At 66.8% G+C, this 20,029-nt stretch carries 23 protein-coding genes; 14 read left to right on the top strand and 9 right to left on the bottom strand.

The window, feature by feature from the left end; genetic code table 11:
- Window positions 1-39: 39 nt before the first annotated feature.
- Entirely contained in the window at window positions 40-1,212 is a 1,173-nt protein-coding gene (locus tag ACYQ6W_RS08415) for a Gfo/Idh/MocA family protein (RefSeq protein WP_459674718.1), read from the top strand.
- Window positions 1,213-1,236: 24 nt separating this feature from the next.
- On the opposite strand, the gene xylB is transcribed toward ACYQ6W_RS08415, so the two are convergent.
- Together xylB and ACYQ6W_RS08405 are read right to left on the bottom strand one after the other, a co-directional pair.
- Window positions 1,237-2,703 carry a xylulokinase gene (gene xylB, locus ACYQ6W_RS08410; protein ID WP_459674717.1) on the bottom strand — a complete coding sequence of 489 codons (1,467 nt, stop codon included), beginning with the start codon at window positions 2,701-2,703 and terminating at the stop codon, window positions 1,237-1,239.
- Entirely contained in the window at window positions 2,700-3,953 is a 1,254-nt protein-coding gene (locus tag ACYQ6W_RS08405) for a DNA polymerase IV (RefSeq protein WP_459674716.1), read from the bottom strand. Before ACYQ6W_RS08405 ends, xylB begins: the two co-directional genes overlap by 4 nt.
- Before the next feature lie 140 nt (window positions 3,954-4,093).
- On the opposite strand from ACYQ6W_RS08405, the gene ACYQ6W_RS08400 reads away from it, so the two are divergent.
- Entirely contained in the window at window positions 4,094-5,407 is a 1,314-nt protein-coding gene (locus ACYQ6W_RS08400; RefSeq protein ID WP_459674715.1) for an NtaA/DmoA family FMN-dependent monooxygenase, read from the top strand.
- Between the two features lie 69 nt (window positions 5,408-5,476).
- On the opposite strand, the gene ACYQ6W_RS08395 is transcribed toward ACYQ6W_RS08400, so the two are convergent.
- From ACYQ6W_RS08395 to ACYQ6W_RS08385, 3 genes are all read right to left on the bottom strand, one after another.
- The gene (locus ACYQ6W_RS08395; protein ID WP_459674714.1) at window positions 5,477-5,905 is read right to left on the bottom strand and encodes a hypothetical protein; all 429 of its coding nucleotides are present in this window, start codon (window positions 5,903-5,905) and stop codon (window positions 5,477-5,479) included.
- A 99-nt stretch (window positions 5,906-6,004) separates the two neighbouring features.
- Window positions 6,005-7,876, bottom strand: a complete 1,872-nt coding sequence (ilvD, locus tag ACYQ6W_RS08390; RefSeq protein ID WP_459674713.1) for a dihydroxy-acid dehydratase — start codon at window positions 7,874-7,876, stop codon at window positions 6,005-6,007.
- A 133-nt stretch (window positions 7,877-8,009) separates the two neighbouring features.
- A complete protein-coding gene (locus ACYQ6W_RS08385; protein WP_459674712.1) occupies window positions 8,010-8,240 on the bottom strand; it encodes a dodecin in 231 nt (76 codons plus the stop codon).
- Between the two features lie 135 nt (window positions 8,241-8,375).
- On the opposite strand from ACYQ6W_RS08385, the gene ACYQ6W_RS08380 reads away from it, so the two are divergent.
- Both ACYQ6W_RS08380 and ACYQ6W_RS08375 read left to right on the top strand, forming a co-directional pair.
- Entirely contained in the window at window positions 8,376-9,683 is a 1,308-nt protein-coding gene (locus ACYQ6W_RS08380; protein WP_459674711.1) for a glutamine synthetase family protein, read from the top strand.
- A gap of 13 nt (window positions 9,684-9,696) precedes the next feature.
- Window positions 9,697-10,347, top strand: coding sequence for a cysteine hydrolase family protein (locus ACYQ6W_RS08375; protein ID WP_459674709.1), 651 nt, complete (start codon window positions 9,697-9,699; stop codon window positions 10,345-10,347).
- Between the two features lie 163 nt (window positions 10,348-10,510).
- On the opposite strand, the gene cynR is transcribed toward ACYQ6W_RS08375, so the two are convergent.
- A complete protein-coding gene (cynR, locus tag ACYQ6W_RS08370) occupies window positions 10,511-11,425 on the bottom strand; it encodes a transcriptional regulator CynR (RefSeq protein WP_459674708.1) in 915 nt (304 codons plus the stop codon).
- Between the two features lie 40 nt (window positions 11,426-11,465).
- Here cynR and ACYQ6W_RS08365 point away from each other — a divergent pair, with 40 nt between their 5' ends.
- The 4 genes from ACYQ6W_RS08365 to ACYQ6W_RS08350 all read left to right on the top strand — a co-directional run bounded on the left by ACYQ6W_RS08365 (window position 11,466) and on the right by ACYQ6W_RS08350 (window position 14,135).
- Window positions 11,466-12,245 carry a carbonic anhydrase gene (locus ACYQ6W_RS08365; protein WP_459674706.1) on the top strand — a complete coding sequence of 260 codons (780 nt, stop codon included), beginning with the start codon at window positions 11,466-11,468 and terminating at the stop codon, window positions 12,243-12,245.
- Window positions 12,246-12,256: 11 nt separating this feature from the next.
- The gene (gene cynS / locus ACYQ6W_RS08360) at window positions 12,257-12,727 is read left to right on the top strand and encodes a cyanase (protein ID WP_459674704.1); all 471 of its coding nucleotides are present in this window, start codon (window positions 12,257-12,259) and stop codon (window positions 12,725-12,727) included.
- A gap of 113 nt (window positions 12,728-12,840) precedes the next feature.
- Window positions 12,841-13,305, top strand: a complete 465-nt coding sequence (locus ACYQ6W_RS08355; protein ID WP_459674703.1) for a nuclear transport factor 2 family protein — start codon at window positions 12,841-12,843, stop codon at window positions 13,303-13,305.
- Between the two features lie 212 nt (window positions 13,306-13,517).
- Window positions 13,518-14,135: a class I SAM-dependent methyltransferase gene (locus ACYQ6W_RS08350; protein ID WP_459674702.1), complete on the top strand. Its 618-nt coding sequence runs from the start codon at window positions 13,518-13,520 to the stop codon at window positions 14,133-14,135.
- 46 nt (window positions 14,136-14,181) lie between these two features.
- Here the strand turns inward: ACYQ6W_RS08350 and ACYQ6W_RS08345 are convergent, their stop codons facing one another.
- Entirely contained in the window at window positions 14,182-14,547 is a 366-nt protein-coding gene (locus tag ACYQ6W_RS08345; RefSeq protein WP_459674701.1) for a cupin domain-containing protein, read from the bottom strand.
- Between the two features lie 104 nt (window positions 14,548-14,651).
- Between ACYQ6W_RS08345 and ACYQ6W_RS08340 the strand changes: the two genes are divergently transcribed.
- The gene (locus ACYQ6W_RS08340; RefSeq protein WP_459674700.1) at window positions 14,652-15,524 is read left to right on the top strand and encodes a LysR family transcriptional regulator; all 873 of its coding nucleotides are present in this window, start codon (window positions 14,652-14,654) and stop codon (window positions 15,522-15,524) included.
- Window positions 15,525-15,546: 22 nt separating this feature from the next.
- On the top strand, window positions 15,547-16,014 hold the full coding sequence (locus ACYQ6W_RS08335; RefSeq protein WP_459674699.1) for a group III truncated hemoglobin: 468 nt from the start codon (window positions 15,547-15,549) through the stop codon (window positions 16,012-16,014).
- Here the strand turns inward: ACYQ6W_RS08335 and ACYQ6W_RS08330 are convergent.
- Entirely contained in the window at window positions 16,011-16,631 is a 621-nt protein-coding gene (locus ACYQ6W_RS08330; protein WP_459674698.1) for a glutathione S-transferase family protein, read from the bottom strand. The two genes, ACYQ6W_RS08335 and ACYQ6W_RS08330, sit on opposite strands and share 4 nt — an antisense overlap.
- A gap of 155 nt (window positions 16,632-16,786) precedes the next feature.
- Here ACYQ6W_RS08330 and ACYQ6W_RS08325 point away from each other — a divergent pair, with 155 nt between their 5' ends.
- The gene (locus tag ACYQ6W_RS08325) at window positions 16,787-17,212 is read left to right on the top strand and encodes an OsmC family protein (protein WP_459674697.1); all 426 of its coding nucleotides are present in this window, start codon (window positions 16,787-16,789) and stop codon (window positions 17,210-17,212) included.
- A 69-nt stretch (window positions 17,213-17,281) separates the two neighbouring features.
- On the opposite strand, the gene ACYQ6W_RS08320 is transcribed toward ACYQ6W_RS08325, so the two are convergent.
- Window positions 17,282-17,578 carry a hypothetical protein gene (locus ACYQ6W_RS08320; protein WP_459674696.1) on the bottom strand — a complete coding sequence of 99 codons (297 nt, stop codon included), beginning with the start codon at window positions 17,576-17,578 and terminating at the stop codon, window positions 17,282-17,284.
- A gap of 224 nt (window positions 17,579-17,802) precedes the next feature.
- Here ACYQ6W_RS08320 and exbB point away from each other — a divergent pair, with 224 nt between their 5' ends.
- The 3 genes from exbB to ACYQ6W_RS08305 are packed head-to-tail and all read left to right on the top strand — an operon-like array spanning window position 17,803 to window position 19,966.
- Window positions 17,803-18,687 carry a tonB-system energizer ExbB gene (exbB, locus tag ACYQ6W_RS08315; protein ID WP_459674695.1) on the top strand — a complete coding sequence of 295 codons (885 nt, stop codon included), beginning with the start codon at window positions 17,803-17,805 and terminating at the stop codon, window positions 18,685-18,687.
- A 5-nt stretch (window positions 18,688-18,692) separates the two neighbouring features.
- Window positions 18,693-19,115, top strand: coding sequence for a TonB system transport protein ExbD (gene exbD / locus ACYQ6W_RS08310; protein WP_459674694.1), 423 nt, complete (start codon window positions 18,693-18,695; stop codon window positions 19,113-19,115).
- Entirely contained in the window at window positions 19,112-19,966 is an 855-nt protein-coding gene (locus ACYQ6W_RS08305; protein WP_459674693.1) for an energy transducer TonB, read from the top strand. Before exbD ends, ACYQ6W_RS08305 begins: the two co-directional genes overlap by 4 nt.
- Window positions 19,967-20,029 lie beyond the last annotated feature (63 nt).

The following is a 20,029-nucleotide window of genomic DNA, read 5'->3' as shown; positions in this document are numbered from 1 at the left end:
GCGGGGCTGAACCCGCCCCGGGAACGGGAGAGCTGGGACATGGCGGAAACCAACGGGACGCGGCCGGCGGGCCGAATCAAACTGGGCATGGTGGGCGGTGGCCCCGGCTCCTTCATCGGGCCGGTGCATCGCCTGGCCGCGCGTATCGACGATCGCTACGAATTCGTCGCAGGGGCTTTCTCCTCCGACCCTGAGAAATCCCGTCAGGCCGGTCGGGACTGTCATATCGACCCCGACCGCGCCTATCCGAGCTGGCAGGCGATGGTGGAGGGCGAGAGCCGACGCCCGGACCGCATCGAAGCGGTGGCCATCGTCACCCCGAATAACCTCCATTACGCCCCGGCCAAGGCCTTTCTCGAAGCCGGGATCCACGTGATCTGCGACAAGCCGCTGACCATGACGGCGGCGGAGGCCGAGGATCTGGTGGAGACGGTGCGGCGCACCGGCCTCGTCTTCGGCGTGACGCATACCTATGCGGGCTACCCCATGGTGCGGCAGGCCCGCGCCATGGTCGAGGCTGGCGAACTCGGCGAGATCCGCGTCATCCATGTCGAATATGCGCAGAGCTGGCTGACCGAGACGATTGAGAATACGGGGCTGAAGCAGGCGGTGTGGCGCACTGACCCCGCGCAGTCGGGCGGCGGTGGCTGCCTAGGCGACATCGGCACCCATGCCTATCACATTGCGAATTACGTGACCGGGCTGCAGGCGGAGGCGCTCGCCGCCGAACTCTCGACCTTCGGGCCGGGCCGGCGGCTGGACGACAATGTCCATATCCTGCTGCGCTATACCGGCGGCGCGCGCGGCATGCTGTGGGCGAGCCAGGTGGCGCCCGGCGAGGTGAATGGCGTGCGGCTGCGCGTCTTCGGCGCCAAGGGCGGCCTCTCCTGGCATCAGGAGCAGCCGAACGAGCTGATCTTCACCCGCCATGGCGAGCCGCCGCGGCATCTGACGCGCGGCGGCCCTTGGGCGGGCGATGCCGCGGTCTATACGCCGCGTGTGCCGGCGGGCCACCCCGAGGGTTATCTCGAAGCCTTCGCCCAGCTCTATGCCGATGCCGCCGAGCAGATCCACGCCCATGCCGAGGGCCGTGCGCCCTCCGGCATTTCCCGCCTGCTGCCGACGGTGGAGCAAGGGGCGGCCGGCATGCGCTTCATCGAAGCGGCGCTGGAATCGAACCGCCGCGACGCCGCCTGGGTCGGTGGGCTGTGATCGTCGGGTGGGTCCAAGCCCACCCTACGAACGACGGAACTCGGGCTTGAGGGCGCGGTAGAGGCTGCGATAGGCCTCGATCCGGGGCAGGTAGGCCGCGCGGAGCGCGGCCTCGGGCTCGATCACCTCCAGCACCGGTGGCGGTTCCGCGACCAGGGGGCCGCCGGCCGCCATCCGGCCCAGCCGCGCCGCGCCGAAGGCCGCGCCATGCGCCCCGTCCGCGTAGCGGGTGAGCGCGAGGCCGGTCGCGGCTGCGATGATCCGGGCCCAGAGCCGGCTCCGTGCTCCACCCCCGATGAAGCCGACCTGGCCCAGCGTCAGCCCAGCCGCTTCCAAGGCCGCGACGCCATCCGCCAGGCTGAAGGCAACCCCTTCCAGCACCGCCTGAACGGCCTGGGCACGGCTGCTGTCCGCGCCGAGACCGAAGAGCACGCCCCGCGCCCAAGGGTCGTTGTGCGGGCTCCGTTCCCCGGTGAGATAGGGCAGGAAGAGCACCGGGCTCGGCCCGTTGAAGCTGGACTCCACCTCGGCCAGCAGAGCCGCGATGTCGCCGCCGCCCATGAGCCGGCTCATGCTGGCGAGCGCGCTCGCCCCGTTCAGCACGGCGGCCATGGCGCTCCAGCGGCCGGGCAGGCAATGGCAGAAGCTGTGCACCACCTGCGCGGGCGCCGGGCGGTAGCGGTTGGTGGCCATGAAGACCTGGCCCGAGGTGCCGAGCGCGACGAAGCCGCGCCCTTCCTCCACCACGCCGATCCCGAGCCCCCCGGCCAGCGTATCGCCGGCGCCGCCTGCGACCACCGTGCCGGGGCTGAAGCCGAAGCGCTGGGCGATCTCGGGCCGGAGCGTGCCTGTAGCGGTGGGGCTTTCCACGACGTCCGGCAACAGCCGACGGTCGATCCCGAGGCGGTTGATCGCCTCGACGCTCCAGGCGCGTGCCGCCTGATCCAGCAGCCAGGTGCCGGCGGCATCCGTCACGTCCGTCACGTAGCTGCCGGTCAGGTGCAGGCGGATGATGTCCTTCGGCAGCAGCATGCGGCGAGCACGCTCCAGCACGGCGGGGTCGTGCCGGCTGAGCCAGAGCAGTTTGGGCGCCGTGAGCCCGGCCATCGCAGGCACGCCGAGCAGCCGTGCGAGGTCCAGCCCTTCGGCCTGCAATTCCTCCGCCTCGCGCTCGGCCCGGCCGTCATTCCACAACATGGCGGGGCAGACCGGCCGGTCCGCGGCGTCGAGCAAGGCGAGGCCATGCATCTGGCCGCTGAGGCCGATCCCACGGACCCGTGCCATCAGCGCCGGCTGTTCGGCGCGCAGCTGATCCAGCGCGGTCGAGACGGCCTGCCACCAGCTCCCCACCTCCTGCTCGGAGGCATGCGGCATGGGGTGGCGTGGCGCCGGCACCGGGGTGCTGGCGGTGGCCAGAACCTGCTCCGCCTCGTCCAGGATCAGGGCCTTCACGGCGGAGGTGCCGAGATCGATGCCGAGAAAGCAACTCATGGGTGGAAGCCTCGTCCGCGTCCGATGATGGTGGCGCCGAACCGGTCGCGGAGCCGGTCCATCGCCTTCTGGCGAGCGACCCGGCGTTCGGAATCCGGATCGGCGAGATCGATAGGGTCGGCTTCCGCTGCCGGACGCAAGGGCTGGGCGCCGATGCCGATCAGGCGGAAGGCGGTTCCGTCCGCTTCCCGCGCGAGCAGCGCGCGGGCGGACTGGAAGAGCACCTCGGGCAAAGCGGTCGGTTTGGCGAGCCGCTGGCTGCGGGTGCGCAGCGTGAAGTGTGCGGTCTTGAGCTTCAGGGTGATGCCGCCCGCCGCGTATTCGGCGCGGCGCAGCCGGGCTCCGAGCTTCTCGGACAGCCGCCAGAGCACGGCTTCCAGCCGTGCGATGTCGGCGATGTCGGTGTCGAAGGTCGTTTCGCTGCTGATGGATTTCGTCTCGCGCACCGGCACCACGCGGCGGTCGTCCTCGCCGCGGGCCCGGCGCACGAGGGCGGGGCCGTCGGGCCCGAGCAGGCGGAGCGCGGCTTGCGTGTCCAGGGCCTGCAGCTGGCCGAGGCGGGTAAGGCCGAGGCGGGCGAGCCGCGCCGTCGCCTGCGGGCCGATGCCGGGCAGCAGACTGACCGGCTCGGCGGCCAGCAGCGCGGCCGCGTCCGAACCGATGACGGAGAAACCGCGCGGCTTGTCCCGCTCGGCCGCGAGCTTGGCGAGTAGGCGGTTGTGGCTGAGGCCGATCGAGATGGTGACGCCGATCTGCTGCTCCACCTGGCGGGCAAGACGCGCAAGCATGACGGCCGGCGGCGCACGGTGTAGGGCTTCAGTGCCGGACAGATCGAGCACTGCCTCGTCGATCGACAGCGGTTCCACCAGAGGGGAGAGATCCGCCATGAGGGCGCGGATGCGGCGGGATTCGGCCGCGTATTTCGCCATGTCCGGCTTGAGGATGACGGCTTCTGGGCAGAGCTTGCGCGCCTTGAACATGGGCATGGCCGAGCGCACGCCGGAGAGGCGAGCGATGTAGCAGGCGGTCGAGACGACGCCGCGCGTGCCGCCGCCGATAATCAGCGGTTTGGAGGCGAGCTCGGGGTGATCGCGCTTCTCGACGCTCGCATAGAAGGCGTCGCAATCAACATGGGCGATGGCCAGACGCAGCAGTTCGGGATGGCTCACCGACAGCCGCGAGCCGCAGGCGGTGCACAGGCGGCTTTCACCCTCGCTGATGGCATCGCAGGTTCGGCAAAGGCGGGGCATCGCGATCCGCTTGTGATTGCGCGCAGATTACAGGGCTTCGCCGCGGAAGTTGAGTCCGCCCAGGCAGGTCAAGGCACGAGTCTTGAATGGTGGCTCCCGGACTGCTCGATCCCTTTCCCGCATCCGGAAAATGACCGCTGATGACCGACCCACGCTTTCACCTTGGCTGGTTCATGAACTTCACACCCGACGAATGGCGTGAGCCCTTCGGCCAGGGAGGACTGCCCTGGGACGGCAAGTTTTATGTCGAGATGGCGCGGACCTTGGAGCGGGCTTGCTTCGATTACATCATGATCGAGGACAAGCTGATGGTGCCGGAGACCTTCGGCGGCAGTCGCGACCTCAGCTTGAAGCATGCCATGATGGTGCCGAAGCACGATCCGGCGCCGCTCGCGGTCGCCATGGGAATGGCGACCAACCGCCTCGGCGTCGTCGCCACGCTCTCCACCCTCGCCTATCCGCCCTTCCTGCTCGCGCGCCTGTCGTCCACCATCGACAGTCTGACCGGCGGCCGTTTCGGCTGGAACATCGTGACCAGTGCCGAGGATCTGGCCGCGCAGAATTTCGGCTTGGAGAAGTTGCCGCCGCGTGATCTCCGCTACGCCATGGCGGAGGAGTATCTGGAGGTGGTCAACAAGCTCTTCGCGTCCTGGGAGAAGGATGCGGTGGTGCTGGACCGGGAGGCCGGTCTCTATGCGGACCCGTCCAAGGTCCATACCATCGATCACAAAGGCCAGTTCTTCAGCGTGCGTGGACCGCTCAACACCGTGCCCTCGCCGCAGCACCGGCCGGTCTATCTGCAGGCCGGGGCTTCCCCAAAGGGACGCGACTTCGCCGCGCGCCACGCAGAAGCGATCATTTCGGTCGCGAGCGGTGTCGAGAGCATGAAGGCCTTCCGCGAGGATATCCGGGCGCGGGCACGGGCCATCGGGCGTGATCCCGACACCATCAAAGTGATGTTCTGCGTCACGCCGGTGCTGGGGGAAACCCGCGAGGAGGCGGAGGAAAAGCAGCGCCGCATGGTCTCGGCCCCGCATTTCGTCAACGACATGCTGAGTTCGATTTCCGCCATCACCGAGATCGACTTCGCGCAATTCGATCTCGACAAACCCCTGCCCTACGAGCTGAAAACGAATGGTGAGCAGGGGTCGCTCGACAAGTTCCAGCAATGGGGCAGCGGCAAGACCTTGCGCGAGCTGGTGGTGGGCGGCGTCGGCGGGCTGGTCTCCTCGGTCGAACTGATCGGCACGCCGGATCAAGTCGCCGAGCGCATGGGCGATGTGATGGCGGAGGTGGGTGGCGATGGTTTCCTCATCACCACGCCCGTGCTGCGGGTGAGCCGGCGGCAGATTCTGGACGTGGCGGACGGGCTGGTGCCGGCGCTGCAAAAGCGCGGTCTGGTGCGCACCGCCTACGCGCATGAGACGCTGCGGGAGAACCTGATGGAGTTTTGAGGGCGCGGTGCAGAGGTTCCGCGAGAGAGGAGAGGCCACCGGACCCGGCGGCCTCCCTGATAGCCTGGCTTACGCTTCGGCTGCCGGGTCGTTCTCGTGTGCGCCGCTCTCGGCCACTGCCCCCTCAACCTCCCCGGCTGGCTCGGCCGCCGCGGTCTCCTCGACCGCCGGCTTTTCCGGCGGCGCTTCCTTGGCGCGCTCGCGTGCGGCCGTCAGGTAGTCGAACAAAAGCGGCTCATGGCCATCGAACACCAGCTGGTATTCGGCACCCATCGCCGCGCGGGAGGCCTCGTCGATCTTGGCGATCTTTTGGATGACCCAGCCCGCGCCGCGGTCAATCACAGCGGGCGGTAGCCGCAGGATGCGGCGTGGCGCCCGCTGCTCGTCACCGCCACGGCCACCGGGACGGCCGCGGCCGCCCTTGCGCTCGCGGTGGTTCATGTCGAACTGGGCGGGGGCGCCGGCTTTCGCTTTGGGTGGTCCTGGGGTCTTCGCCATCACAGTCTCTTTCTTCGATCCGAGGACGCCATTTAGAGGTGTTTGACGGCGGGGGATATGGACCGGGACGACCGCACCGCATCCCCGTCGAAAAAGACGTTACCGGCGTTCCACCTGGCTCACGTCGCGGACGGCGCCGCGGGAGGCCGAGGTCGTCATCGCCGCATAGGCGCGGAGCGCGGGCGAGACCACGCGTTCCCGGTTCTCCGGCTTCCAGGCGGCCGCGCCCTTCTTCTCCATCTCGATGCGGCGCAGGGCCAGATCCTCGTCCGAGAGGGCCACGCGCAGGATGCGGTTCGGGATGTCGATCTCGATGATGTCGCCGTCGCGCACCAGGCCGATGGCGCCCCCCTCGGCCGCTTCCGGCGAGATATGGCCGATCGAAAGCCCGGCCGTGCCGCCGGAGAAGCGGCCGTCGGTGATCAGGGCGCACAGCTTGCCGAGGCCCTTCGACTTCAGATAGCTCGTGGGGTACAGCATCTCCTGCATGCCGGGGCCGCCCTTGGGGCCCTCGTAGCGGATCAGCACCACCTCGCCCGCCTTCACCTCGTCGCCCAGAATGCCGCGCACGGCATCGTCCTGGCTTTCGAAGATATGGGCCGGGCCGGAGAAGACGAGGTTGGCGGCATCCACGCCCGCCGTTTTCACGATGGCGCCTTCGAGGGCGATATTGCCGAAGAGCACGGCGAGGCCGCCATCCTTGCTGAAAGCGTGCTCCACGCTGCGGATCACGCCCTTTTCGCGATCGGTGTCGAGCTCTGCGAAGCGACGCTCCTGGCTGAAGGCTTCCGTCGTGCGCACGCCGCCCGGTGCGGCACGGTAGAGCACGCCGGCCGTGCCTTGCGAATCCGCACCCACCACGTCCCACTGCGCGATGGCGGCACCCATGCTGGCGCTGTGCACCGTCGGCACGTCGGTATGGATGAGGCCCGCGCGATTCAATTCTCCCAGCAGGCCCATGATGCCGCCGGCGCGATGCACGTCCTCCATATGGACGTTCATCACCGAGGGCGAGACCTTGCAGAGATTGGGCACGCGGCGCGACAGCCGGTCGATATCGGCCATGGTGAAATCGAGCTCCGCTTCCTGCGCGGCGGCGAGGAGGTGGAGCACGGTATTGGTCGAGCCGCCCATCGCGATGTCGAGCGACATGGCGTTTTCGAAGGCCTTGAAGCTCGCGATGGTGCGCGGCAGGGCCGTCGCGTCCTCCTGCTCGTACCAGCGGCGGGCGAGATCGACGATGGTCCAGCCCGCTTCCACGAACAGCTTGCGGCGGTCGGCATGGGTGGCGAGCAGGCTGCCATTGCCGGGCAGCGACAGGCCGAGCGCCTCCGTCAGGCAGTTCATGGAATTGGCGGTGAACATGCCGGAGCAGGACCCGCAGGTGGGGCAGGCCGACCGTTCCTGCACTTCCGCATCGGCGTCCGAGACGTTCGGGTCGGCTGCCGCGACCATGGCGGTGATGAGGTCGGCGCGCTTTTCGATGGCCGCGCCGCCGGTGCCGTCGGCGCGGATCTTGCCGGCTTCCATGGGACCGCCGGAGACGAAGATGGCGGGAATGTTGAGGCGCATCGCGGCCATCAGCATGCCCGGCGTGATCTTGTCGCAGTTGGAGATGCAGACCAGGGCATCGGCGCAATGCGCCTGCACCATGTATTCCACGGCATCCGCGATCAACTCACGCGAGGGCAGGCTGTAGAGCATGCCGGAATGGCCCATGGCGATGCCGTCATCCACCGCGATCGTGTTGAATTCCTTGGCGACGCCGCCGGCCTTCTGCACCTCGCCCGCGACCAGCTGCCCGAGATCCTTGAGATGGACGTGGCCGGGGACGAACTGGGTGAAGGAATTGGCGATGGCGATGATCGGCTTGCCGAAGTCGCCATCGCCCATGCCGGTGGCGCGCCACAGGGCGCGGGCACCGGCCATGTTGCGGCCGTGGGTGGAGGTGCGGGAGCGATAGGCAGGCATCGGCGAGGTCCTTGAACGAGCGGCGTCCGGCGGACGCGGCGGGCGGCAATCGCTTGCCATTTGTGACCTAAACTACGCCCTCGCCGATTATTTTGCGACCCTTCTGCCCTGAGTTGAGGGAATTTCTGATCTCTCAGGGGCGCAAGGACGCTGCCTCGTCCTCCACCGCGAAACCGATCTTGAGTGTCACCTGGTAATAGGCGACCCGTCCCTCCTCCACCTGGCCGCGCGTTTCCACCACCTGGAACCAGCGGATGTGGCGGATGGTGGTTGCGGCCTTGGCGATGGCGGACTGAATCGCATCCTCCACGCTGGTGGTGGACGAGCCGACAACCTCGATCAGCCGATAGACATGGTCCGTCATGCGTCTCTCCTGTGATGCGTGCTCGCCAGAGGTTGGCGGGCGCGCCGGAAGCTCAAGCCGGGGCAGGCCAAGGGCTTTGCCTTTGGTGGGCCGCCGCGTCATCATTCCTGCGAGAGCGGAACGGAAGGGCATGCCGTGCAGCGGGAAGAACTGGTCTTCGTCGGCCTCTGCGATCTCGCGGGGCTGGTGCGCGGCAAAGGCTTCCCGGCGGCCGAGCTGGAGCACCGCCTGCGCCAGGGCGTGGGGCTCACCGGCTCGAACATCATGATTTCCGCCTTCGGCCCAATCTATTCCTCCCCCTTCGGCACGCTGGGCGACCTGGTGATGATCCCGGACCCGACGACGGCGGTTCAGGTGCCCTTCGACGAAGGCGCGGCCGAGCGCTTCATGCTTGCCGATCTTCGGGAGCTGGACGGCCGGCCGTGGGCCTGCTGCCCGCGGGACTTCCTGCGCCGGGCGCTGGCCGCCCTGGAGGCCGAGGCCGGGTTGCGGGTGAAGGCGACCTTCGAGCAGGAATTCCTCCATACCGGCCTCACCGAGCGGCCGGGCGACGCCTATTCGCTGAGTTCCTTCCGCCGCCAGGGCCTGTTCGGGGAAAGCCTGACGGCGGCGCTGCGGGCGGCAGGCCTGGTGCCGGACAGTTTCCTGCCGGAATATGGGCCGCGCCAGTTCGAGGTGACGGTGAAGCCGGCCTTCGGCCTGCGCGCGGCCGACGAAGCGGTGATCGCGCGCGAGATGATCCGCGGCGTCGCCGAACGTCTGGGCTTCCGTGCGAGCCTCGCCCCCATCCCGGCGCCGGGTGGCATCGGCAATGGCACCCACATCCATTTCAGCCTGTGGGACGTGACCGGTCGGCCTGCCTCGCACCAGCCGGGCGCACCCTTCGGCCTGACCGCGCCCGCCGCGCATTTTGTCGCCGGCGTGCTGCATCACCTGCCGGCGCTGACGGCCATCACCGCGCCCTCCGTCGCCTCCTACTACCGCTTGCAGCCCAATCGCTGGGCGCCGGTCTGGGCCTTCCTGGGCGCGCAGGACCGCGGCGCCGCTGTGCGCGTCTGCCCCGTCTTCCCGGGTGCGGAGGACCAGGCTGCCCGGCAGTTCAACCTGGAATACCGCGTGGCGGATGCCGCCTGCTGCCCCTATCTGGCACTCGGCGCCCTCGTCTGGGCCGGGGTGGACGGGCTGCGCCGGGACATGGCGCTGCCCGCGGCGCTGCCCGGCTTCTGGGAGATGGACGAACCAGCGCGGCACGCGGCCGGCGTGCAGACCCTACCGCGCAGCCTGGCCGAAGCGCTCGACCGGCTGGAAGCGACGGAGGTGGCGGCCGACTGGTTCGGGCCGCAGTTCCTCGCGGCCTATCTCGAATTCAAGCGCTCCGAGATCGCGGCGCTCGAAGAGCTGGAGCCGCAGGACATCTGTGACCGCTACGCCGCCGTCTACTGAGAAGGATCGCCCCATGAAGGATTTCGGACTGAGCCGCGACCTGCCGGTGACGCTGGGGCAGACGGCGATCCTCTTCATCGACGTGCAGAACTACACGGCGCGCGGCGGCGGGGAATATGCCGGGATGGCGGAGAGCGAGGTGGAGCGCCGCTTCGGCTATTTCTTCCGGGAGATGGAGGAGCGCGCGCTGCCCAACATGCAGCGCCTGCTCTTCGCCTGCCGCGCGCGGGGGATCGAGGTGCTGCACACGGTGATCGAAAGCCTGACGCAGGACGGCCGGGACATGAGCCTGGACTACAAGATCAGCGGCCTCTTCTGCCCGAAGGGCTCGCGGGATGCGCAGGTGGTGGATGCGCTGTCGCCCTTGGCCGACGAAATCGTCATCCCCAAGACCTCTTCCTCCGTCTTCATTTCCACGAACATTCACTACGTGCTCGGCAATCTCGGTATCCGCCAGCTGATCATCGCCGGTGCCTTGACCGATCAATGCGTCGATTCCGCCGTGCGCGATGCCTGCGACCTCGGCTATCTGGTGACGCTGCCCGTGGATGCCTGCGTGACGCAGAGCGAGGAGCGGCACTGCAGCGCGCTCGCCAACAACCGTGGCTATTGTCGGCAGGTGACGACGGCGGCCCTGCTCGCCGAGATCGAGGGGCTGGGGTAGTTCATTACCGACAAACTGCGGAGTGCCCGCTTCGCGTCCAAGCCGGTCTGGGTCCCGTTTCAGACGAAGTCTTGGGGCCGAACGTAAAGACTTAAACCCCATACTGTCTGATTTGGGGAGGAAGCGGTCTGTCCAGTCGTGAGCTTTTTTTACTCTGGACGATCTATTTTTCCATCTTTCGGATGGGCGAAACTGCTTCTAGTTCTTGCGTGAAGAAATCGAGCGTGGAGATGAACGCCCGCGTAGCCGCAGAGCGATAGGCTCCATCTCGTTGTAACAATACCGCCTGGCGTGCATCGATAGCCGGCAAGAGCGGTCGAGATAGCAATTCGTTTCGTTCGATAGCGACTAAATCTGGAAGGATTGTTACCAAGGAACTGGACTTAACAAGCTCGATAATCGTCGTAATAGAGTTGGTTTCAACAACGACGTTTGGCTTTATACCATGCTTCTTGAAGTGCTTATCGATGGTCTGGCGAGTAACGAACGTGCCGCTTAAGAGGACAATTTCTCCCTTTTCGACATGAGCAACATCGATGGTGTCATTCTTCATCAGCGGATGATCGCAGCGGCCAATCAATGACAATCGCTCCGTATGCAGTGGGTGCGCAACAATGCCGCCTGCTCTCGACGACGAAAATGCGAGCGCACAATCAAGTTTGTCGTCAGCAAGGGCTGCTTCGATCTCGTCCTGTGACATGGCATTGAGATCAAGGATGATCCCCGGATATTTTTCGCGAAAGCGTCTTGCGAGTGGTGCAGTGAGGTAAGCGCTGAAACTCGGCGTAAACCCCAGCCGGAGCACCCCGGAGCTTAGATCGTTAACGTCTCGTGCAGCACGGCCCGCCGCCTCGATTTCGCGAAAGGCGCGGTGCACATGGCCCAAATAGGTCGCACCTGCGTCCGTTGCCCGAACGGCTTTCCCTGTACGGTCAAGCAGCTGCACGCCGAGTTGCTCCTCCAGCTGGCGTATTTGCTGCGATAGCGCAGGCTGCGACACGTGCAGCGCCTGGGCGGCACGTGTGAAGCTTCCATGCTCCACAACCGATGAGAGGTAGCGAAGGTGACGGAGGAGCATCTGTATAACGCCTGCTTATAGGATCAATCTGAAACCAGTCTTGGACAATTATGACCGTGAAGTCGATACTCGTCTGACCGAACGCGGAGATCGACAGATGAAGAGGCTTATCGAAGGCTTCAAAAAGTTCAGAGACGGCGGATATCCCGACCGACTCCGCCTATTTCAGGAACTTGCGACCAAACAAGAGCCTGCTACGCTGTTCGTTACTTGTTCTGACAGTCGGGTGGTCCCTGAGCTTTTCACCCAGAGCGAACCGGGCGATATGTTTGTTATTCGCAACGCCGGGAATATTATCCCATCATTTGGGCCTCCGTCAGGTGGCGTTTCCGCCACAGTCGAATACGCTGTCGCGGTGCTCGGTGTGTCTGATGTTGTCATTTGCGGCCATTCCGACTGCGGCGCGATGACGGCTGTTGCCAATGGGGCTGATCTCAGCACTCTCCCGGCCGTTTCAAGCTGGCTCCGGCACGCGGACGCTGCGAAAGCCGTTAATGACGCGCGCATCCATCGCTGCTGCTCGGGAAAGGTTGCCGGCATGGTGCGGGAGAACGTCATCGCGCAGCTGGCAAACCTTCGCACCCACCCATCGGTTGCCCTTGCCCTCTCTGAGGACCGCCTGCGCCTTCACGGCTGGGTCTACGACATTGGAGAAGGAACGATTGAAGCTTACGACGCTCGAAGCGGTCACTTCGTCGATCTGGTTGCGTATCCCGAGACGAGTGCGACATTCCCCCCGCTTCCGAGAGAGCGTCAAGCTTGGGCTTCGACTCCTGGCGCACGTCGTTCCGAGGCATCTGCCGAATTTCAACATCGTTGATAGGTACACTCATGATCCAAGTGCAAGTGACCCAAGCCGCGCGTGCGGCGCTTACCGAAACCATCGTTCGGCAGAAAGCTGACAGACAGCTTAGCTGGGCCGCCATCGCGGAAAACACGGGACTCTCCCGTGAATTTGTAACCGCTGCGCTGCTCGGTCAGCACCCGCTGCCAGCGAGCGCGGCTGAGGCTGTCGGCAAGACACTCGGCCTCGGTGATGGTGAGATCAAGCCGCTCCAGGCAATCCCTGTCCGTGGCAGCTTCCCGGATGGCGTGCCGACCGATCCCACCATGTACCGCTTCTACGAGATCATCCAGGTCTACGCCACGACCCTGAAATCTCTCGTTCACGAGGACTTTGGTGACGGCATCATCAGCGCCATCAATTTCAAGCTCAAGCTTGAGAAGCGGGAAGACCCAGAAGGTGGGCATCGCTGTGTCATCACGCTCGACGGCAAATATCTTCCGACGCAGCCCTTCTAACCTGCGGATGCTCCGGGCTGGAAGATTGCAGCCCTTTTGCTTCCGCCTAAAGGGCTGTGGCTCCTTCGGCCACGGCTATTGATACCACAATTTTTGTCTCGAAAGGAAAAGCTATGTCCCGTCCGCCCCTACCCCCGTTCACCCATGATACGGCAGTCGAGAAGGTGCGCCTGGCCGAGGATGGCTGGAACACCCGCGATGCTGCCAAGGTGGCTCTGGCTTACACGCTCGATACGCGTTGGCGTAACCGGGTCGAGTTCGCCACCAATCGTGAGGAGGCGCAGGCCTTCCTGACCCGTAAGTGGAACAAGGAACACGAATATCGCCTCATCAAGGAGTTGTGGGCCTTCACCGGCAATCGCATCGCGGTGCGCTATGCCTACGAGTATCGCGACGATGCCGGGCAATGGTATCGCGCCTATGGGAACGAGAATTGGCTCTTCGCCGAAGACGGCTTGATGTCGAACCGCCACGCCAGCATCAACGAGATGCCGATCGCCGAAGCGGACCGGAAGTTTCATTGGCCGTTGGGCCGTCGCCCGGATGACCATCCTTCGCTGAGCGATCTCGGCATGTGAGTTTCAGGCGTGCTTTCGTCACCCGCGACAGGTCTATGCAGCTATTGGCAGAGACTTGTCGCGGGTATGGCTTGGAGGACCCAGGCTCAGTCCGACCTCTCTCTGGTGGAGGGCCAAAGTCGGGTTGGCTACGACAGAAAGCCAATGTCCGCGGGCGCAACGCAAGGGCTGCGGACGTGGCGGTCGACGCCGTTCCCCGCTAAACTCCTCCCATGACCGAGGCTGCCGAACGCGTGATCGCGCTTTATGAGCGGCATGGCCGCGCCTGGGATGCTGACCGCAACCGTGCCGGATGGAACGACAAGCCGTGGCATGAGCGCTTCGTCTCGGCACTGCCGCGACGCTATGCGACGGTCCTCGATCTCGGCTGCGGATCAGGCGCGCCGGTCGGCGCGTTCCTGGCGTCCTGCGGATGCCGCGTCACCGGTATCGATTCCTCCCCCACGCTCATCGCGCTCTGTCGCGAGCGCCTGCCGGCGCAGGACTGGATGGTCGGGGATATGCGGCGGCTGGACCTCGGCCGGACCTTCGACGGCATCCTCGCTTGGGACAGTTTCTTCCATCTCCCGCCCGAGGATCAGCGGCGCATGTTCGCTGTCTTCGCCAAGCACGCCGCACCCTCGGCCGTGTTGATGTTCAACGCCGGACCACGGGCGGGAGAGGTCATCGGATCGTATCGGGGCGCGCCTCTCTATCACGCGAGCCTGAGCCCGGAGGACTATGGGCGTCTGCTCGAGGAGAGTGGCTTCGTGCTCGTCGCGCATGTCGCCGAAGACTGGCCGACCGGGGGTGGCCGCACGGCGTGGATCGCGCGCGCTTCTGCGCCGTAGTCCTCCGTTCACGTGCTGCGTGCGCCGAACGCCGGCCCGGGCGGCGTCAGCCGAGCTGCTGTTCGATCGTCTTCGTCCGCGGCGTTGCGACGTCACCGGTGTGGCGGGTGGTCACGGTTTCGATGAGCACGATCCAGCATTCCTCCTCCGCCACCGGGTTGTGCAGCACGCCCTTGGGCACCACGCAAAACTCACCCGGGGTCAGCACGGTCTCGCGCCCGCCCTCGAACTGGATGCGCAGGTGGCCCCGCACGACCTGGAACATCTCGTCCTCGTCGTCATGCTTGTGCCAGGCAAGTTCGCCGAGCAGCTTCGCGACCTTGACGTATTGATCATTCACCCGCCCCACCACCTTTGGCGACCAGTGGTCCGTGATGCGCTCCAGCGCATCGATCAGATTGACCGGTGTCATGGCGTGGTCCTTCTACCGTTGCCGCTGCGGGCCGGCTTAGCGACGCGTGCCCCTGCAAGAAAGCTAAACTTGCTAAAGGCCAGCATTAGAGAGATTAATGGCCGATGCCACGCAATCTCGACATCGCCCTGCTCCGGACCTTCGTCCTGGTGGCGGACCAGCGCAGCATGACGCGGGCGAGCGCCCTTCTGCATCTCACGCAAGGCGCCATCAGCCAGCAGATCGCCCGTCTGGAGGGCATGGTCGGCCATCCCCTGTTGCAGCGAAACCCGCAGGGCCTGCGCCTGACGCCAGGCGGGGAACGCCTTCTCAGCCGCGCGCGGGCCCTGCTCGCCCTCAACGACGAGATCTGGACCGAGATCGACGGCGGTGTCGTCGCCGGTTCGGTGCGGCTCGGCCTGCCCTATGATCTGCTGGAGCCCTATTTCGCCCCGATGCTCCGCCTCTACGGCGCCTCCTTTCCCAAGGTCGATCTCTCCCTCACCTGCGCCCCCTCGCCCGACCTTCGCGCCATGGTGCGAAGCGGCCAGCTGGATCTTGCGGTCGTCGAGGAACCCGCCGGCATGGCGCAGGGGGAGATGCTGGCGGTGGACCGCCTCGTCTGGGTTGGGGCAAAGGCGGGGCAGGCGCGGCTGCGCCAGCCTCTGCCCATCTCGCTCGTGGCCGAGAGCTGCGTCTTTCGCCCCGCCGTGCTGAGCGCGCTGGCCCAAGCGGACCGGGCGAGCCGGCTGGTGTTCGAGAATGGCGGGCTGGACGCCACCCGGACGGTGGTGCGGATGGATATGGCCATCTCCGCCTGGCTTGCGGGAACCGTGCCCGCCGATCTCGACATCCTCGGCCCCGAGACGGATCTGCCGCCTTTGCCGCAATTCGCCGTCACCTTGCATCTGGCGGATGGGGCGCGCGGCCCAGCGATTGCGGAATTGGCGCGGCAGCTGCGCGGCGCGATGGCCCGGCCGCGACTGGCCGCCTCCTGATTCGCGGCGCTACACTGCCGGCATGACGACATCGCACCCCTTTCCCGCCACCGAGGCCGAGCGGGCGGAGACCGCCCGGCGCATCGAAGCGGTGACCGGGCTGAACGAAACGGTGCTGGAGCAGGTGGTGCGGCGCTTCTACGAACGCGCCCGGCAGGATGCCGAGATCGGCGCCAAATTCGACCGGGTGCAGGACTGGGACCATCACATCGACCAGATCACCGCGTTCTGGTCTTCGGTGGCGCTGGGGACGGGGCGTTATGACGGTCGGCCGATGGCGGCGCATATGCCGCTTGATCTGCGCGGCCCCCATTTCACGCGCTGGCTCGCGCTCTTCGAGCAGACGGCGCAGGAGATCTGTTCGCCGGCCGGCGCCCGATACCTGATGGAACGCGCGCGTCGCATCGCGGCGAGCCTCGAGATGGGATCAGCCGTAGCGCGGGGCGAGATGCCGCAGGCGGCCCCTCGCCCGGCCTGGGCCCGGCCTTAATCCTCCCGCATCGCATTGACGCGCTGGACAGAGGCGCGCGCCTGCATGGCGGCGCGATGGGCCATGACCTTCGGGAAGTGTGACGGGTCCACCCCATCCCCCTCCATCCATTCGGCGAAGACGAAGAGATAAGGGTCGGCGATCGAGAAGCGCTCACCCATCACCCAGGGGCCGCGGAACAGCGTCGTTTCGATGAGCTGGAAACAGGCGCCCACCGTCTCGGGCACCTTGCGGCGCATCTCGGCGATGGCCGCCGGATCATCCGCCCAGCGATTGCCGCGCAGCTTATGGGCATGCGCGACATGCAGGGTGGAGGCGATATAGCCGTTGAAGGCCAAAAGCTCGGCGAAGGCGAAGGGATCGGCGGGCAGCGCCAGGGACGAGTGGGGGAAGAGCTGCGCGAGATAGACGAGGATGGCCGCGGTTTCGGTCAGCACGCCCTGGTCCGTCATCAGCGCCGGCACCCGGCCTTTGGGGTTGAGCGCGAGATACTCGGGTCGATACTGGTCCCCGTCCTTGAGGCTCATCCGGCGGGGTTCATAGGCAGCGCCAACCTCCTCCAGCGCGATATGCACGGCGCGGGCGCAGCTGTCGGGGGAATAGAAAAACGTCATCATCGAGTCACACCGGTCCTGCTTGCGAAGGTCCGTCATCCGCTCATGGCGCGGGCTGCGCGTCAACCGCGCCCGGCTTGCAGAAGAGCGAGGCTGTGCCACCTTCTGGGCGGGCCTGCGGATCGCCCGCGGGCGCGTGCAGACATGAGGAAAGCGGAATGAAGACCACCGGTTCGGCCGTCTGGGAAGGCGGCATCAAGGATGGCCGTGGCGCCATTTCCACCAAAAGCGGCGCGCTCAGCGCCTATCCGTACGGCTTTGCCAGCCGTTTCGAGGGCAAGCCCGGCACCAACCCGGAGGAGCTGATCGGCGGCGCCCATGCCGGCTGTTTCACCATGGCGCTGTCCCTCATCCTCGGAAACGCCAATCTGCGGGCCGAGCACATGGAAACCACGGCCGAGGTGACGCTGGACAAGGATGGCGAGGGCTTCGCCATCACCGCCGTGCATCTCACGCTGAAGGCCAAGGTGCCCGGCGCGACGCCCGAGACGTTCGCCGAGCTGGCCGGCATGGCCAAGGCGGGCTGCCCGGTGTCGAAGTTGCTGAAGGCGGAAATCACGCTCGACGCCCAACTCGTCGACTGAGCGGAGGCGAGACAGCGCAAAGGCCGGCGGAGGGAACTCCGCCGGCCTTTTTCACGCGTGCCTGATGCCTCAGTTGCCGGCGGGCGTGCCGCTGGTCTTGCCCATGCCCGGACCCGTACCCGGCTGCGCGCCGGGTGGATTGGTCTGCGTGGCGCCCATGTCCCCGCTTCCGGTCGTCGTCGTGCTGCCGCCGATGGCACTGCCCGCCGGGGCGACGCTGTCCACCGCGGTCGAGGATCCGGCCTGCGCCGGCGTCTGGCTGCCGGATTGTCCGCTCGCCTGCGTTGCCTGCGCAAAGGCACCGCTCGCGGCGAGCGGGGAGAGAAGAAGAGACGTGGAGAGAAGCGCATAGCCGATGCGTCGCATGAAGCAATGTCCTGATGTCGGGGTGTGATGTGCGGTGCAGAACCGCTCTACCTCTAGGTGGACGCGGCGGCCGCGCGATGCGAGAGCCGCCTCTCTCAACTGATCGAGATGAAGGCGGATCTCTTCGCGCGCGTGGTCGGGCGGGGTTGCGGCTGCGGCGCGTCTTCTGATAATGATTCTGAGAATCATTATCAATTAATGGCCCCGCCTCTCGGGAGACCCGCGTGACCCATGCCCCTGCCCGCCGTACCCTTCGCCGCCTACTGCTCGGTTTGAGCCTGCTCTGCGCCACGGTGACCGTGGGATGGGCGCAGAGCCCCGGCCCCGCTGCCTCGGAAGTCCCGCCCGTCGCCGTCCCTGCCCCCCTCGCCGCGGCGCAGCCCCCGGCGCCGTCCACCGCCACGGAACCCCCTGCCCTCCCCGCCGATCTGTCCGTTCCGGCCCTGGTGCGCCATGCCGATGGCGTGGTGCAGGGGGTGATGGCGCTGCTCTTCCTCGCCTCCGTCCTGAGCTGGACGATCCTGCTCGCCAAGGGTCTGGAACTGTGGCGGGCTAGCCTTGCTTTGCGGGTGGCGGCGCGATTGGCTGAGGCCGATGCCGTGGAGGCGACCGCCCGCATACCGCGCCCGCTTCGGCTCATGCGCCATGCCGTGCGCGCGGAAATCGCGGCATCGGATGGCGCCGCGGTGGAGGGCACCAAGGCGCGGCTGGCGAGCCGCCTGCGGCGCATCGAACTCAGCCTCGGCCGCCGCGCCCAGCGCGGCACCGGCCTGCTCGCGACCATCGGCGCGACGGCGCCTTTCGTCGGTCTCTTCGGTACGGTCTGGGGCATCATGCACAGCTTCGTCGGTATCACGGCGCTGCACGCCACGAATCTCGCCGTCGTCGCCCCTGGCATCGCCGAGGCGCTGCTGGCGACGGCGGCCGGGCTGGTGGCGGCGATTCCCGCCGTCTTCATCTACAACCTCTTCGCGCGCTGGGTGGCCAGCTATCGCCATGCGCTGGGCGATCTCGGCGAGATCGTGCTGCGCCACGCGGCCCGGCGCCTTGACCTGTCCCACACGTCGGCCGAGCGCAGCCGTCACGCCCTCGCTCTGGCGGCGGAATAGCCCCCATGGCGCTCTCCTGGGACGAGGAAGAGGATCTCGGCGAAAAGCACGAGATCAACGTCACCCCCTTCATCGACGTGATGCTGGTGCTGCTCATCATCTTCATGGTGGCCGCACCACTGGCGACGGTGGACGTGCTGGTTGACCTGCCCACCGCAAGCACCAAGGCTGCCCCACGCCCCGACACGCCGATTTTCCTGACCTTGCAGAAGAGCGGCGCACTCTCGGTGAACGACACGACGGTGGCGGCCGATGCGCTGATCGCAACGCTCGACCGTGCGACGAAGGGCGATCACGACCAGCGCCTCTATCTTCGCGCCGACAAAGACGTGCCCTACGGCATGATGATGACGATGATGGAGCAACTGCAAAGGGCTGGCTATCTCAAGATCGGTCTGGTCGCCCAGCAGACGGAGACGGCGGAGTGACGGCCGCCCACGCCAATGGCGCAACCGCTGTGCCGGATGCCTTGTTTGCAAACTCAATCGAAAGAACGCCGGGCAGTCGGGTTGCTCTTTGGGGTAGCACGGCACTTCTGGTGCTCGCGGCCCATCTCGCTTTCTTCGTGGTGTGGCGCCCCTTGGTGAAACCTGCGGGTCAGTCGGTCACGGCGCCGCCCGCGGTGATGATCGACCTCTCGCCCCTGCCCACGCCGCCGGCGCCTGCGGCCCCGCCGCGCCCCGTCGCAGCCGTGCCCGCCCCGTCGCCCGCGCCGCCCAAACCCGTGGAAACCACGCCTCCGCCGCCGCCTGCTGCCGTGACCCCGGCACCACCCGCGCCGCGGGACCTGCCGGAGGCGCCGTCCGAGGCTACGCTTCCCCTGCCGCCACCCCCTGCCCCCTTGCCACCCCGGCCGCAGGCGACGCGGCTCACTCCGCGGCGCACGGCCCCGACCGTGCAGACACCGGAGAGGATCGCCGTCGCACCCACCACGGCGCCCGCGCCGGCGGCAGCACCGCCCCAATCCGCCCCCTCGGCCGGCGTCGCGCGCCGTGACTGGCAGAGCCGCCTGCTGGCTCATATCGCCCGCTACAAGAGCTATCCGGCCCTGGCGCAGGACAGTGGCTGGGAGGGAACAAGCCTCGTCCGCTTCACCTTCCGCCGCGATGGCACTTTGGTGTCCGCGATACTCCTGCGGAGTGCGGGCCATGCGGTGCTGGACCAGGCGGCGCTGGCCACGCTTCGCCGCGCTTCTCCTTTGCCACCACCGCCTGCGGCTGTGACGGGCGACACCCTCACCCTCACCTTGCCGCTGCAATTCAGCCTGCAGCCAGGTTGACCGGACGACACATGCTTGCCTGCCGAAAGATCTCCCGCCGATGCCTCTGCGCCCCGCCCGAAT

This window comes from Acidisoma sp. 7E03, assembly GCF_054665075.1.
Note: the sequence above shows the minus strand (reverse complement) of the source record. Positions and strands in the feature narration are given on the sequence as shown.

Excerpts from the sequence above, each read along its gene's own strand:
- ACYQ6W_RS08415 (WP_459674718.1), top strand. The coding sequence starts at position 40 with ATGGCGGAAACCAACGGGACGCGGCCGGCGGGCCGAATCAAACTGGGC.
- xylB (WP_459674717.1), bottom strand. The coding sequence starts at position 2,703 with ATGAGTTGCTTTCTCGGCATCGATCTCGGCACCTCCGCCGTGAAGGCC.
- ACYQ6W_RS08405 (WP_459674716.1), bottom strand. The coding sequence starts at position 3,953 with ATGCCCCGCCTTTGCCGAACCTGCGATGCCATCAGCGAGGGTGAAAGC.
- ACYQ6W_RS08400 (WP_459674715.1), top strand. The coding sequence starts at position 4,094 with ATGACCGACCCACGCTTTCACCTTGGCTGGTTCATGAACTTCACACCC.
- ACYQ6W_RS08395 (WP_459674714.1), bottom strand. The coding sequence starts at position 5,905 with ATGGCGAAGACCCCAGGACCACCCAAAGCGAAAGCCGGCGCCCCCGCC.
- ilvD (WP_459674713.1), bottom strand. The coding sequence starts at position 7,876 with ATGCCTGCCTATCGCTCCCGCACCTCCACCCACGGCCGCAACATGGCC.
- ACYQ6W_RS08385 (WP_459674712.1), bottom strand. The coding sequence starts at position 8,240 with ATGACGGACCATGTCTATCGGCTGATCGAGGTTGTCGGCTCGTCCACC.
- ACYQ6W_RS08375 (WP_459674709.1), top strand. The coding sequence starts at position 9,697 with ATGAAGGATTTCGGACTGAGCCGCGACCTGCCGGTGACGCTGGGGCAG.
- cynR (WP_459674708.1), bottom strand. The coding sequence starts at position 11,425 with ATGCTCCTCCGTCACCTTCGCTACCTCTCATCGGTTGTGGAGCATGGA.
- cynS (WP_459674704.1), top strand. The coding sequence starts at position 12,257 with ATGATCCAAGTGCAAGTGACCCAAGCCGCGCGTGCGGCGCTTACCGAA.
- ACYQ6W_RS08355 (WP_459674703.1), top strand. The coding sequence starts at position 12,841 with ATGTCCCGTCCGCCCCTACCCCCGTTCACCCATGATACGGCAGTCGAG.
- ACYQ6W_RS08350 (WP_459674702.1), top strand. The coding sequence starts at position 13,518 with ATGACCGAGGCTGCCGAACGCGTGATCGCGCTTTATGAGCGGCATGGC.
- ACYQ6W_RS08345 (WP_459674701.1), bottom strand. The coding sequence starts at position 14,547 with ATGACACCGGTCAATCTGATCGATGCGCTGGAGCGCATCACGGACCAC.
- ACYQ6W_RS08340 (WP_459674700.1), top strand. The coding sequence starts at position 14,652 with ATGCCACGCAATCTCGACATCGCCCTGCTCCGGACCTTCGTCCTGGTG.
- ACYQ6W_RS08335 (WP_459674699.1), top strand. The coding sequence starts at position 15,547 with ATGACGACATCGCACCCCTTTCCCGCCACCGAGGCCGAGCGGGCGGAG.
- ACYQ6W_RS08330 (WP_459674698.1), bottom strand. The coding sequence starts at position 16,631 with ATGATGACGTTTTTCTATTCCCCCGACAGCTGCGCCCGCGCCGTGCAT.
- ACYQ6W_RS08325 (WP_459674697.1), top strand. The coding sequence starts at position 16,787 with ATGAAGACCACCGGTTCGGCCGTCTGGGAAGGCGGCATCAAGGATGGC.
- ACYQ6W_RS08320 (WP_459674696.1), bottom strand. The coding sequence starts at position 17,578 with ATGCGACGCATCGGCTATGCGCTTCTCTCCACGTCTCTTCTTCTCTCC.
- exbD (WP_459674694.1), top strand. The coding sequence starts at position 18,693 with ATGGCGCTCTCCTGGGACGAGGAAGAGGATCTCGGCGAAAAGCACGAG.